The following is a 12,786-nucleotide window of genomic DNA, read 5'->3' on the forward strand; positions in this document are numbered from 1 at the left end:
CTCAAGGAAACGCGTCCAATGGCCACGCTGGGCATCGAAGAAATCACTGAAAACGCAATTCGGGCAGTCGCACGCGACTGCGGCTCGCTGTCGATCGAGTGCAGCGACGTTGCCGGCTATGTCGAAGGCGTGGCGGAGCGGATTGGCGAGCATCTGAAGGTGCTGGATACACTTGAGGAAGTGACCACCCGCCTGCTTGCCGATCAGGCCCGCGTTTCGGATTCGACCGATGAGGCCCGGCTGCTCTCCGAACAGGCCAAAGCCAAGCTCGAAGCGGGACGCGAGGCCATCGAAGGCACCATCGCGGGCTTCAAGGGGTTGACCGACCTGGTCGTACAACTCGGCGAGCGGATGGCCGGGTTCGCGTCGGCGATGAACCAGGTGCAGACTGTTTCCTCGACAATCGAGACGATCGCCCGCAAGACCAACATGCTGGCGCTGAACGCGACCATCGAAGCTGCTCGCGCCGGCGATGCCGGCCGCAGCTTTGCGGTGGTTGCCGCCGAAGTGAAGAAGCTGGCGCACGATACGCGTTTGGCGACCAGCCAGATTGCGTCCACCATCGGCGAACTGACCCGCGAGGCGAGCGCCGTGACGTCGGAGATCAAGACCGGCGTCGAGCGCAGCCGCGCCGCCCAGTCGGGGTTCGGCCAGATTAGTGACACGGTCAAGGAAGTGACCGAGATCGTATCGATGGTCGACCGCCAGACCGAGGGCATCGCCCATTCTACCAGCCTCATCCAGACCAGCGTCGACCGGGTGAAAGCGGGCCTCAGCGATTTCGCCGGCGACGCCCGCGACAATGGGGGCAAGCTGATCAAGGCGCAGAAGCGCCTCAGCCATCTCGAGATGCTGTCGAACAACATGCTAGATACGCTCGCCAACTCCGGCGCCGAGATCGACGACACGCCAATGATCCTGCTGGCGCAGGAAGCCATGCGGGCGATCATGACCGCGGTCGAGCAAGGTATCGACCGGGGCGACATCAGCATCGGCGAGGTGATGGACCGCAACTATGTGCTGATCGAAGGTTCGAACCCGCCTCAATACAACAATGGCTTTTCCGATTTCGCCGACAAGCACGTCCGTCCGTTGCTGGACCGTTTCAAGGCGCGCGATTCGCGGATCATCGGTTCGGCCATCACCAACCTGGACGGCTATCTTCCGACCCACCTTTCGGAACGCTGCCACACGCCGGGGCCGGATCCGGTGTGGAACGACGAACATTGCCGCAACAAGCGCATCTTCATGGACGAGACCACGCGCAAGGCCTGCGAAAGCGACAAGCCGGCGATGCTTGCGACCTACCGGATGGAACTGGGCGATAAATATATCCCGGTAAAGAATGTCTTCGTGGCGTTGTTCTTCAAAGGGCGTCGCTGGGGCAATTTCGAACTGGCTTACCGCGACGAATAGATTTCAGGCCTTTCGCCGGGCCATGAATGCCAGCCGCTCGAACAGCATCACGTCCTGCTCATTCTTCAGCAGTGCGCCGTGAAGGGGCGGGATCGCCTTGGTCGGATCGCGTTCCTGCAGCACTTCAAGCGGCATGTCTTCATGCAATAGCAGCTTTAGCCAATCCAGCAGCTCGCTGGTCGACGGCTTCTTCTTGATGCCCGGTACGTCGCGGACCTCATAAAATAGGTCGAGCGCACGGCTGACCAGCATCTTCTGGATTCCCGGGAAATGCACCTCGACGATCTCGGTCATCGTGTCGCGGTCCGGGAAGCGGATGTAGTGGAAGAAACAGCGGCGCAGGAAGGCGTCGGGCAGTTCCTTCTCGTTGTTCGACGTGATGACGACGATCGGGCGGTCGATGGCCTTCACCGTCTCGTTGGTTTCGTAGACATGGAACTCCATCCGATCGAGCTCTTGAAGCAGGTCGTTCGGAAATTCGATGTCGGCCTTGTCGATCTCGTCGATCAGCAGGACGGGAAGCTGGGGCGAGGTGAAGGCGTCCCATAGCTTGCCGCGCTTGATGTAGTTGCGAATGTCATGAACCCGCTCGTCGCCAAGCTGGCCATCGCGGAGGCGGGCGACCGCGTCATATTCGTAAAGCCCCTGGACGGCGCGGGTGGTCGACTTGATGTGCCATTCGATGAGCGGAGCGCCGAGCGCGGTTGCGATTTCATGGGCGAGGACGGTCTTGCCCGTGCCGGGCTCGCCCTTGACCAGGAGCGGGCGCCGCAACTGGACCGCGGCATTGACCGCGACCTTGAGGTCGTCGGTCGCGACATATTCGGGAGTGCCTTCGAAACGCATTCCTCCGCCCTATGGGCTGGATTCCAACGTTGCAAGCGCGCCCTTCGACTAGCCCAGGGCGAACGGGTCTTTCAGTCGATGCGAGCGGCGGCGCGGGCTTCAAGCAGGTCGAACAGGCCGCGATTCTGCAACAGCAACTGCTCGCCGCCGAAGCCGAGCGCGCGTTCGCTGGGAAGGCCATCGGTGCCATCGGCGATGACGCGGACGATTGAGTCCTGGTCGGGAAGGCTGAGGACAGGCTTCTGCATGCCCATGCGATCGGCGGCGCGATCGAGGACTGCGCGGATCGCGTGCCAATCGGCCATCAGGGCCGTCGCCGCACCAAGCGCACAGCCGCGGCGTTCCGACTTGGCCAGGGTTTCGATGGCATGGCGCTGGGCGACGAGAGTCGCCTCGGTCTCGGCGGCGCCGGGGGTCGACGGCAGGGGACCGACCGACGCGGTCAGGCGGACGAGGTAAAGCCGTTCGCGCTCATAGGCGTCCGACGCTTCGCGCAGCCAATCGCGGACCGGGCCGGCAGGGCAATTGTTGAGCGCAAGCTCGATGAGGCCGGGATGACGGCCATAAAGCGAGCAGAAGAGGTGGACGGCGTCGGCCAGGTCGCGAGCGCTGTTGTGACCGCTCGCGCCGACCAGCGCGAGGCGATAGGGATGGTCAGCTGAACCCTGGGCGTCGACCCGCGCAAGCTGCGCCTCGGCAGCAGTCATTACCGCCCGGTCGAATGCCTGATTGATCGCCATCCCGAGTTTCTCCTGTCTTGCGCTTTGGCTCTGGCGGTGGACCTTAGACCCCGCTTCTAACCCAAGGGCGTAAAGACAGGGTTTAGGAGCGCTTCATCTTTTGGTGAGCGAGATTAATTTTTGGCTCGAAACGGGACATTTTCGTATCCCGGCCATGCTGGGGGCACGGCCGAGCGGCGAAAACAGGGATGAGAAGGCGGGTCCAGTACCGGGGCACGGGACAAGGGTCAGGCGGCGAGGGCCAATTCGTCCGACTCCGACTGGCCGTTGGCAAGCGATTCGGGAAGGATCTCGTCCGGGGCGAACCAGCGGGAAGCGGCGACGACCAGGCCAAGCGCGAAATAGCTGCCGATCACCGCGACCGGGGCGAAATAGACCATCACGGCAAGCGCGACCCGAAGCCAGTTGGGATGGAAGCCGAAATCCTGGCCGATTGCTTCGCACACGCCGAGGATGGTGTCGTTGCGGCCGACGAGGATGTTGGTGTTGGTATTCGGCATTTTCGGTCCCTTTGGCGTAAGCGTTGAATGACTGATGCCAGACATTCAGCAAGAGGCGTGCCAAAGGCCGGTAGCGGCGGATTTCTGCGCTTTTATGATGGGATGATGACCGGCGCGAGACAGGCCTGATTGGGGTCGGCCGCCATGGGTTGGGAATTTTCGCTAGGGGATAGTGAGCCGTCACGGAGTCAATCCGTGACGTCGATCGACGCGGCAGAGCCGGTCGTCGGCCGGCACTCGCCCTCTCTTAGGCACAAGCTCGACTTTGCTTTCGCAAAATCTCCCATGTGCTCGGGGGCTCGTGCGGAAACAGACAAAGCAGACACTATGTGCGCTTCGATTTGCGGGAGTTGGCGGCCTCTGTCGCGCTCCATTCGGATTCGCTGGCGAGGCGGGCGGCGGTGGCGGGATAGGGCCGGTCGGAAAGGATTTGGCCGCGCTCGGCAGCCCATGCGTCGAGCTCGATCCGGTCAAGCAGGTCGGTGAGGCATTGCGCCTCATGATCGCATGGGCGCCGGGCGATGGTGCGGTCGAGCCATGCGCCGTAGCGCATTGGGTCACGGTAGCGCAGCAGGAACATGGTCAGCCGTTCGTCGTAATAACGGCGCTCGCCGACCTGCTCCCCCTTGTAGAAGACCGGGCGGACCACGCCGTTCAGGGCGCGCGAAAAGGCAGCATCGGTCAGCGCGCCGATGGCATGATCCAGCGCCGTTTCCCACGCCATGCGAAAGGCGATGGCGTCGGGCCGGGCGCGCAGCGCATAGGCGGAGGCGCGGCCCATTCAGACGCGCTTGCAGGCTTCGTCGACACAACCGCTTTCCGCCAGCGCCTCGATGAATGCGACTTGCTTTTCAGGGCTCCAGCCATCGTGGCGAGAGCGCAGGTTGACGGGGGTAAAGTCAGGGAGAGGATTGGGTTCGTTGTTCACGAACCTATTTGGAACATATAATTCGCGTGTAGGACAGCGAAAAGCGCGTCAATTGGCTGCCAATCTCTAATGGCAGGTTTCGACCGATTGCGGACATTAGCGGCGTTGGGAATTGACCACGGTACCATTCTTCCGGAAAACGGAGCGAGGGGGGCGCATTCTATGGCGTCAGAAGCAGTAATTGCACGGCGACGGTCGCTTTGGACAACGCGGAACGGGGTTCTCCTCGCTGCTGCCATCGTCAGCAGTGCGGTCGCTTGGTGGATGATCGCCTGGCCAGTCGCTACCCTGTCCAACGTCGGCGCGCACACGGGCCACTTCGCGCTGACCTTTGCGCACATGGTCGGCGGCACCGGGATGCTCTTTCTCGGTGGACTCAATCTTTATCTTGCCGCGCGCAACAACAATTTCCCGCTGCACCGGACGATCGGGAAAGCATATCTTGCCTTCGGAGCGTTCGGCGCGGTCGTAGCTATGTTCGTTACAGCAAGTCCAGCGCACAAGACGCCCGGGGGGCCGATCCTGACCGCTATCAGCGTATCATTACTCACGCTCGCGACTGCCTGGCTGTGCTTTGCGGCACTCGGCTTGCGAGCGGCGCGGAACCGCCGTTTCCAGAGCCATTCGCAGTGGATGGTGCGAAGCTACGTGCTCGTCTGGTCGTTCGTCTTCTGCCGCATTGCCTCGCGGTTCGTGCCAATGGGCGACGATGCCTTCATCTGGCTGTCGTGGGTTGGGCCGCTGCTCGTATGCGAAATGGTGTTGCAATGGCCCGATGGCGCGCGGAAGGCGCAGCGATCCAGACCGGGCGTTTGATTTCCGTTTTCCAATTTCCACTTTCCACCCAAAGCGGTCATTGCCGCTGCGCCTTTGCTAGACCGGGCATTCCTCTTCGAAGTGAACCGAGACTGTGCCGTCAGCCGTGTTGATCACGTTGGCGTCGATGCTGCCCAGGCCGCGTATCACGACCTTGACCTTCTGGCCGACATCGAAACGATCGTCCGACACCATTTCGCACCCGTCGTACCAAAGGCGGGTGATGCGCGCGTCGCAGGACGATCCCCCGTCTTTGAGGATCGTCGCCGTCAGGTTTGGATTGCGCGCGGCCTGCTTACGCGTCCGGGGCGTCTGCATTGCACACTCCTTCGACGACATCAGGCCGCCTGCAAGGGCAAATTTTCCTTTAAGATTAAGGGTGTGCGGCGAATTTACGATGATCGGCGAATGCGATGGCCGGTAGTGCCAGTCGAAAAGTTGGCGCTCCTGATTTTGCCCGGTACACAAGTCAAGCTTCGGGCGAAGCATGGAGACGATATGGCGCGATTCATTTGCTGCACACTTCAGGCCAAGAAGGAGGGCGGCGGTGAGCCGGTGTGGATCAACATCGATCTCGTCGCGGCAATCCAGATCGACCAGTTTGGGCTGGGATCAAAGATCATCTTCGCGGGGGAGAATGCCGCCCAATTTTATGTGCAAGAGAAGCCGCATGAAATTTTTGAGAAACGAATGGTCAACGCCAAGTCGGCGCCGAAAATTTAGAGGGCAAGGTCCGCCCACCGTCCATTCCCGACATTAGCGGACCCTGCGAGGCGACTGCCCGGTTTCCATGACATCGGCATCGAGTCCTGTTAACGACCGCCAGGAAGCATGGCGCAGGTCTTTGTATCTTACGCGCGGCCGGACGAGTCGTTGGCCGCGCGCGCGCGGTGGATGCGTTGAAAGCGCTGGGCTACGAAGTGTGGCGCGACGACGAGCTTCCGGCGCACCGGGCTTATGCAGACGTTATCGACGAGCAGCTGAAGTCGGCCAAGGCGGTCCTCGTCCTGTGGTCCGCGGATTCGACCAAGTCGCAATGGGTGAGATCGGAGGCCGACGTCGCGCGCCAGCTGGGAACACTGGTTCAGGCCAGCCTTGACGCCACCATCCCGCCAATGCCGTTCAACCAGATACAATGCGCCGACCTTAAGGATTGGGACGGTGGCTCCGACACGCCCGGCTGGCGCAAGCTGAAGGCGAGCGTACAGGCGCTGGCGGGAGCCGCCATCGAGCAAGGTACCAAATCCCGGGTCGCCGGGCGGCCCGTCTCCGTCTGTGTCCTGCCGTTCGAAAATATGAGCGGGGACGCCGAACAGGAATATTTCAGCGACGGCATCAGCGAGGACATCACGACCGATCTTTCGAAGGTGTCGGCCCTGGAGGTGATCGCTCGCAATACCGCCTTCTCGCTGAAAGGCCTGGCCATCGACGTCAGCGAGATCGCGCAGAAACTGGGCGTCACCCATGTGCTCGAGGGAAGCGTGCGCAAGTCCGGGAACCGGGTGAGGATCACGGCCCAGCTGATTGACGGGAAGAGCGGCGGCCACGTCTGGGCGGAACGCTATGACCGGGACCTAACCGACATTTTCGCGATCCAGGACGAGATCAGCCAGGCGATCGTAAGCGCGCTCAAGGTCAATCTGCTCCCCGAAGAGAAGTCGGCCATTGAGAGCCGCGGAACCGGCGATGCCAACGCCTATAATCTCTATCTCATGGCCCGAAAATATTGGGTTTCGGGCAATTATGGCGACATCAAGCGCGAGCAGCGCGTGATCCGCCTTGCCCGGCGCGCGGTCGAAATCGATCCGAACTATGCGCAGGCATGGGCCCTGATGGCGCTGGCACAGGTCAGCCTTCGCTATTATTTCGGCGTCACGGACGAAGTCGGCGAAGCCTCCGCGGAACGGGCGCTCGCGATCGACCCGACCATCGCCGAAGCTTATGCCGTCAGATCGCGCATTTTTGCCGAACAAGGCGATCTTGATTCCGCCAATCGGCAAATCCGCAAAGCATTGGAGCTTGGTCCAGACTCATGGGAGGTGAACCGGGAAGCGGCCCGGATCGCCACGGCTCAACGGAAGACAGTGGATGCAATGCGCCACTATGAGAAGGCCGTCGAACTCATCGAGACCGACTTTCATTCCTGGGCGATGCTGGTGATGTGTTACCAAGCGCTGGGCGATCGCGAAGGCGTGCTTCGCGGCGCGGAAATGATGCACTCGCAGGCGGAGAAGGTGCTTGCCGAGGACCCGAGCAACGGTGCGGCGTTGGGCATTTGCGCGGGCGGCCATGCGATCGCCGGAAACCGCGACCAGGCGATGGAAACGATAGAGCGCGCCTTGCTGATCGATCCCGATAATCTGAACATGCGGTATAATTTTGGCTGCGTGCTGAGCGCCTACCTACAGGACCGGAAAGCATCCGTTGATTTGCTGGTGCCTGTCCTCGCAGAGGCCAATTTGACCTTGGTGAAGGGGGCCGTCGTCGACCCGGACCTGGACTTCCTGAGGGGTGACGAGCGCTTCGAAAAAGCGCTTGCGGATGCCCATCTGCGTTTGGGGATCGAGCCGGCGCCGATCAGCCCCGTCGCAAGCTGAAGGCGATTTCGCCGGCATCCTCGTCCGCTTCGAAGTCACTGGCCTGAGCTTGCGCGCTCAACATGGTAGTCGATACGGATCCTCACCCACGTTCCAACCAGCGTCTTGCCGCCGACCCGGGGCGGCCGCACCAGAAACTGCCACGCCGCCTGGCGGACGGCGCCGGCGAGGTGGGACCCGGGCGGGCTTTGGCCCAGTTCGACGCAATCGTCGACGCGGAAGCGATCGATCGTCTTGCAGGCTATCAGGCCCCAGCCGCCGCCATCCGGCATGAATTTCGGCATGTAGGTGGACAGTTCCTGGTTGGTCGGCTCGCGATACCATTCGGCGGCGTAGAGCGGCTCACCGTTGGGGGCGGTGCCGACGCGCTGGCTGTCTCCAGGGGCACTGCCCTGTGCGAGGGCGGCCCCGGCGCCAGGGGCGTTGGTGCCGAGCTTGGCAATGTCCGAAGCCTCAAACTCTTCCTTGCTCAACGGCAGCAGGTCGAGGGGGCGTTCGGGCAGGACGATCTTCGGCTTGAACTCGGGCGGGACCGGGCGAGGCGGCTTCTTGGTGGCGGGAGCGGGCTTTTGCGCCTTGCTGGCGGTGGACTCCTCCTCATTTGCCGCAAGGTCGAAGGTGGAGAGGGTGCCGCCTTTGAACTGGGGAATCCTGGGCGTGAAATCGAGGGTGAGGAACGCCAGGATGAGAAGTACCTCGATCGCTAGCGCAAGCAGGAAGGACGCAGCGCGCCGCCGGGGAGAGGGGCGCTGCTGGGCCGACGGATGAACGTAGTGGGTCGCGGTCAAGAGAACGGCCCTAAGAAAGAGAAGCTGTCAGAGCTGTGAATTGAACCGGCTTTCGCTCTCTCTTCGCTCAAGACTTACTGATCGAGGAAACTCCGCATCTTCCGGCTGCGCGACGGATGCTTCAACTTCCGAAGCGCCTTTGCCTCGATCTGCCGGATGCGTTCGCGGGTGACGCTGAACTGCTGACCGACTTCCTCCAGCGTATGATCGGTATTCATGCCGATGCCGAAGCGCATGCGCAGCACGCGCTCTTCGCGCGGGGTCAGCGAGGCGAGGACGCGGGTGACCGTTTCCTTGAGGTTCGCCTGGATCGCGGCGTCCACCGGGATCACCGCATTCTTGTCCTCGATGAAGTCGCCGAGGTGCGAATCCTCTTCGTCGCCGATTGGCGTTTCCAAGCTGATCGGTTCCTTGGCGATCTTCATCACCTTGCGAACCTTCTCGAGCGGCATGGAGAGGCGCTCGGCCAGCTCTTCCGGGGTCGGTTCGCGGCCCGTTTCGTGCAGGAACTGGCGGGAGGTGCGGACCAGCTTGTTGATCGTTTCGATCATGTGGACCGGGATGCGGATGGTCCGCGCCTGGTCGGCGATCGACCGGGTGATCGCCTGGCGAATCCACCAGGTGGCATAGGTGCTGAACTTGTAGCCGCGGCGATATTCGAACTTATCGACCGCCTTCATCAGGCCGATGTTGCCTTCCTGGATGAGGTCGAGGAATTGCAGCCCGCGGTTGGTGTATTTCTTGGCGATGGAGATGACCAGGCGCAGGTTCGCCTCGACCATTTCCTTCTTGGCGATACGCGCCTCGCGCTCGCCCTTCTGGACCTGGTTGACGATCCGGCGGAACTCGGGGAGCGCCATGCCGGTCGACTGGGCGATCTCCGCAATCTCGCCGCGGATGCGCTCGACGCTGTCCTGTTCGGCTGCGGCGAAGGCGGCGAATTTCTTGTCGAGCTTCGAAGCGCGATCGAGCCAGCTGTCGTCGAGCTCGCTACCCATATAGCTGTCGAGGAAGGCCTTGCGCGGCACGCGGTGACGCTCGGCCAGGCGCAACATCTGGCCGCCGAGCGCGGTCAAGCGGCGGTTGTAGCTGTAGAGCTGGTCGACCAGATATTCGATCTTGGCGGCGTGGAACTGGACGCTCTCGACCTCGGCAGTGAGCTGCTCCGAAAGCTTCTGATATTTCTTCTCGTCGGCCGGGGCGAATTCGCCGCCGGCGCCCATCGCATCGAGGCGCGACTGCTGGAGCTTGGCGAACTTCTTGTAGAGCGAGGTGATGCTGGCGAATTTCTCGAGCGCCGTCGGCTTCAGCGCCTCTTCCATCTGGGCGAGGGAGAGGGTGTTGTCGTCGTCATCTTCCTCGGTCGGCCGCTGGGTGCGGCGCTCGACCATGTCTTCCTCGTCGTCGGAAGCGACTTCGGGTTCTTCCGGCTCTTCCTCCTCCTTGAAGGCGGGGCCGGCCACGGCGGCGCTGATTTCGCCCTCGGGCGCATCTTCGTCGCTGGCATCGATCTGTTCGGCCGTGGGGCCTTTCGACAGCATCGCCTCAAGATCGAGGATCTCGCGCAGTTGCATCGTGCCCTCGTTGAGGGCGTTCGACCATTCGATGATCGCGTTGAAGGTGATCGGGCTTTCGCACAGGCCCCAGATCATCGTGTCGCGGCCGGCCTCGATGCGCTTGGCGATGGCGATCTCGCCCTCGCGGCTCAAAAGTTCGACCGCGCCCATCTCGCGCAGGTACATGCGGACCGGGTCGTCGGTGCGATCGACCGCTTCCTTCTTGGTCGCGACCGCCGGGCGGGGACCGCCGTCGTCGAGGGGATCAATCTCCTCCTCGGGCTCTTTCTCTTCTTCCTCTTCGTCGTCCGAATCGGCATTCTCGACGATGTTCACGCCCATCTCGCTGATCGCGGACATGATGTCCTCGATCTGCTCGGAGCTCATCTGGTCCTGCGGCAGCGCCTCGTTGAGCTCATCATAGGTGATGACGCCCTTCTTTTTGGCGCGCGCGATCAGTTTCTTGATCGCGACGTCATTGAGGTCGATCAGCGGCGCATCGCCGGTTTCGATTTCGGTTTCGGGGGTGTCAGTTTTCGCCATTGTGCGCCCGCTTACTCATTGCTGGCGAGAGACGCCAGCCTATCGTTGTAACTCTTCTTGGCTTCGATCAGCCGTTGCTGCTCTGCATAGGCGGTTTCGCTGAAATCCCGCTCGAGCCGCCGCGTCGCCTCAGCCAGCGCCAACTCGATCTCGGACTTGGCGATCAGCGCCTCGACCGCCAGGCCAAGGTCACGTCTCGCAAGCTCGGGATCGCCCTTGGTACGGGTGAAGCTGAAGCCAATATCGCCGCCATTGGATACGTCGCGCCAAGCGGCGGCCGTATCCTCGGAAGCTAATATGGTGGTTAGTTCAGGCCGATCAAGCATTTGACCGGACATGATGAGATCGACCATCCGGTCGCGCAGCTTAGCGGCGGGCTTGTCGGTTATCGGCAGGGCGGCCAGCGCCTCGACATGATCGCCGATGGCGTCGGGATATAATGCGTGGCCCAGGACCAGCGCTCGGGCGGTTTCGCGATCGATTCCACCCTTGCCGATTGAACGCATCGCCAGACCAGGGGGTTTTTCGGGGGGGACAAAGCGGCCGCCCTGCTTGCGCCATTCGCGACGCGGATAAAGTGAGCGCCCCTGCTGCTGTTGCGGGCGAACGAGCGCATCGAATTTGCGAAGCCATTCGTCGCGATACAGCTGCCGGAGGTTCGGGTCGCCGATCACCTGGGCATGTTCCATCAGGCGCTGCTTCAATCCGGCGCGAGCCTCGGGCGTGTCCAGCGGGGCAGCCTCGACTTCGTAACGCCACAGGCGCTCGACCAGCGGCTCGGGCGCGGCGAACAACTGTTCGATGGCGGCGCGGCCCCCGGAGCGGACCAGGTCGTCAGGATCCAGGCCCGAAGGCAGCGCGACGAAGCGCAGCGTCCGTTCGGGAGCCAGATGGGGCAGGGCGCGCGTCGCGGCCCGAATCGCCGCTTTCTGCCCTGCGGCGTCGCCGTCGAAACAGCAGATCGGCTGAGCGTCGAGCCGCCACATCCGTTCCAGCTGCGCCTCGGTGACCGCCGTTCCATTCGGGGCAACGACCTCGGCAATTCCAGCGCGATCGAGCGCGATTACATCCATATAGCCTTCGACAACGATCAGCCGCTTGGCCGCGCGGCTGGCGGGGCCGGCTCGGTCGATGTTGTAGAGGGTGCGGCCCTTGTCGAAGAGCGGTGTGTCGGGGGAGTTCAGATATTTGGGCTCGCCGGGGCCGAGGATTCGCCCGCCAAAGGCGATCACCCGACCGCGCGCGTCGCGGATGGGGATCATCAACCGCCCGCGAAAACGGTCATAGCTCGCCTTGTTGCCTTCCTCGGGCTGGATCAGCATGCCGGTTTCGACCAGCTTGCCCTCGCCCATGTCTTTGAGCGCGGCCTTCAGCTTGCCGCGGCTATCGGGAGCTAGACCAAGCCCGAAACGATCGACGGCCTTCGGGTCGATGCCGCGATTCGAAAGATAGGCGCGGGCCTCTCCGCCTTCGATCCCGTTCAACTGTTCGGCGAACCATTTCTGGGCGGCGGACATGACGTCGTGAAGTCCGGCCGAACGCTCCTGGCGTTCGCGATCGCGGGGGTCGGGCGCGGGGACTTCCATGCCCGCTTTGCCGGCCAGTTCCTTGACCGCATCCATGAATGGCAGACCGCGCTGGTCGGTGAGGAACCGGATCGCATCCCCATGCGCACCGCAGCCGAAGCAGTGGTAGAAGCCCTTTTCGTCATTGACCGTAAAGCTGGGCGTCTTCTCGTTATGGAACGGGCAGCAGGCCTTGAATTCGCGCCCCGCCTTGATGAGCTTCACCGAGGGGGCGATGACAGACGACAGCAGGGTTCGCGCGCGCAATTCATCGAGCCATTGTGCGGACAGGCTCATGGGAGAGGCCTTCCGGGCGAATTGGGGGAGCGGGTCACCGGAACAGCGATAGTGCGATGGACGATGCTGCTCAACCGAGTCGGCCAATTGGTGGCCAATCCATTATGTGAAAATTTAACTCCGCCGCCATCGGCTTGATCCAGAACGATTAATTCTCGCTGTGAATATCAACGATTAGGGTTACTCTCTCTCCA

The 12,786-nt window shown here is 62.3% G+C and carries 13 protein-coding genes; 4 read left to right on the forward strand and 9 right to left on the reverse strand.

The annotated features are described in order from the left end of the window. Positions 1-18: 18 nt before the first annotated feature. Complete coding sequence (locus LVY65_RS03475) at positions 19-1,416, forward strand: methyl-accepting chemotaxis protein (protein WP_235066612.1); 1,398 nt, start codon at positions 19-21, stop codon at positions 1,414-1,416. A gap of 3 nt (positions 1,417-1,419) precedes the next feature. Here the strand turns inward: LVY65_RS03475 and LVY65_RS03480 are convergent, their stop codons facing one another. The 5 genes from LVY65_RS03480 to LVY65_RS03500 all read right to left on the reverse strand — a co-directional run bounded on the left by LVY65_RS03480 (position 1,420) and on the right by LVY65_RS03500 (position 4,430). Then, positions 1,420-2,262 carry an AAA family ATPase gene (locus LVY65_RS03480; protein WP_235066613.1) on the reverse strand — a complete coding sequence of 281 codons (843 nt, stop codon included), beginning with the start codon at positions 2,260-2,262 and terminating at the stop codon, positions 1,420-1,422. A gap of 71 nt (positions 2,263-2,333) precedes the next feature. Then, entirely contained in the window at positions 2,334-3,002 is a 669-nt protein-coding gene (locus LVY65_RS03485; RefSeq protein WP_235066614.1) for a DUF6975 family protein, read from the reverse strand. A gap of 227 nt (positions 3,003-3,229) precedes the next feature. After that, on the reverse strand, positions 3,230-3,502 hold the full coding sequence (locus LVY65_RS03490) for a PspC domain-containing protein (protein WP_235066615.1): 273 nt from the start codon (positions 3,500-3,502) through the stop codon (positions 3,230-3,232). 325 nt (positions 3,503-3,827) lie between these two features. After that, entirely contained in the window at positions 3,828-4,283 is a 456-nt protein-coding gene (locus LVY65_RS03495; RefSeq protein ID WP_235066616.1) for a hypothetical protein, read from the reverse strand. Next, positions 4,284-4,430 (reverse strand): hypothetical protein, encoded by a 147-nt coding sequence (locus LVY65_RS03500; protein WP_235066617.1) that lies wholly within the window; start codon positions 4,428-4,430, stop codon positions 4,284-4,286. Between the two features lie 264 nt (positions 4,431-4,694). Here LVY65_RS03500 and LVY65_RS03505 point away from each other — a divergent pair, with 264 nt between their 5' ends. After that, complete coding sequence (locus tag LVY65_RS03505) at positions 4,695-5,246, forward strand: DUF2306 domain-containing protein (protein ID WP_235066618.1); 552 nt, start codon at positions 4,695-4,697, stop codon at positions 5,244-5,246. A gap of 57 nt (positions 5,247-5,303) precedes the next feature. Here the strand turns inward: LVY65_RS03505 and LVY65_RS03510 are convergent, their stop codons facing one another. Further along, a complete protein-coding gene (locus LVY65_RS03510; protein WP_235066619.1) occupies positions 5,304-5,564 on the reverse strand; it encodes a hypothetical protein in 261 nt (86 codons plus the stop codon). A 180-nt stretch (positions 5,565-5,744) separates the two neighbouring features. Here LVY65_RS03510 and LVY65_RS03515 point away from each other — a divergent pair, with 180 nt between their 5' ends. Then, a complete protein-coding gene (locus LVY65_RS03515) occupies positions 5,745-5,969 on the forward strand; it encodes a hypothetical protein (RefSeq protein ID WP_235066620.1) in 225 nt (74 codons plus the stop codon). A 167-nt stretch (positions 5,970-6,136) separates the two neighbouring features. Then, positions 6,137-7,843, forward strand: coding sequence for a TIR domain-containing protein (locus LVY65_RS03520; protein WP_235066621.1), 1,707 nt, complete (start codon positions 6,137-6,139; stop codon positions 7,841-7,843). Positions 7,844-7,878: 35 nt separating this feature from the next. On the opposite strand, the gene LVY65_RS03525 is transcribed toward LVY65_RS03520, so the two are convergent. From LVY65_RS03525 to dnaG, 3 genes are all read right to left on the reverse strand, one after another. Next, complete coding sequence (locus LVY65_RS03525) at positions 7,879-8,631, reverse strand: hypothetical protein (RefSeq protein ID WP_235066622.1); 753 nt, start codon at positions 8,629-8,631, stop codon at positions 7,879-7,881. 74 nt (positions 8,632-8,705) lie between these two features. Beyond that, positions 8,706-10,730, reverse strand: a complete 2,025-nt coding sequence (gene rpoD / locus LVY65_RS03530; RefSeq protein ID WP_235066623.1) for an RNA polymerase sigma factor RpoD — start codon at positions 10,728-10,730, stop codon at positions 8,706-8,708. An 11-nt stretch (positions 10,731-10,741) separates the two neighbouring features. Continuing rightward, a complete protein-coding gene (dnaG, locus tag LVY65_RS03535; protein ID WP_235066624.1) occupies positions 10,742-12,592 on the reverse strand; it encodes a DNA primase in 1,851 nt (616 codons plus the stop codon). Between the last annotated feature and the right edge of the window lie 194 nt (positions 12,593-12,786).

It is taken from the genome of Sphingomonas cremea (assembly GCF_021502585.1).
In the GTDB taxonomy this organism is placed as follows: Bacteria; Pseudomonadota; Alphaproteobacteria; order Sphingomonadales; family Sphingomonadaceae; genus Sphingomicrobium; species Sphingomicrobium cremea.

Coding starts and splice junctions, on each gene's coding strand:
- LVY65_RS03475 (WP_235066612.1), top strand. CDS start 19: ATGGCCACGCTGGGCATCGAAGAAATCACTGAAAACGCAATTCGGGCA.
- LVY65_RS03480 (WP_235066613.1), bottom strand. CDS start 2,262: ATGCGTTTCGAAGGCACTCCCGAATATGTCGCGACCGACGACCTCAAG.
- LVY65_RS03485 (WP_235066614.1), bottom strand. CDS start 3,002: ATGGCGATCAATCAGGCATTCGACCGGGCGGTAATGACTGCTGCCGAG.
- LVY65_RS03490 (WP_235066615.1), bottom strand. CDS start 3,502: ATGCCGAATACCAACACCAACATCCTCGTCGGCCGCAACGACACCATC.
- LVY65_RS03495 (WP_235066616.1), bottom strand. CDS start 4,283: ATGGGCCGCGCCTCCGCCTATGCGCTGCGCGCCCGGCCCGACGCCATC.
- LVY65_RS03505 (WP_235066618.1), top strand. CDS start 4,695: ATGATCGCCTGGCCAGTCGCTACCCTGTCCAACGTCGGCGCGCACACG.
- LVY65_RS03510 (WP_235066619.1), bottom strand. CDS start 5,564: ATGCAGACGCCCCGGACGCGTAAGCAGGCCGCGCGCAATCCAAACCTG.
- LVY65_RS03515 (WP_235066620.1), top strand. CDS start 5,745: ATGGCGCGATTCATTTGCTGCACACTTCAGGCCAAGAAGGAGGGCGGC.
- rpoD (WP_235066623.1), bottom strand. CDS start 10,730: ATGGCGAAAACTGACACCCCCGAAACCGAAATCGAAACCGGCGATGCG.
- dnaG (WP_235066624.1), bottom strand. CDS start 12,592: ATGAGCCTGTCCGCACAATGGCTCGATGAATTGCGCGCGCGAACCCTG.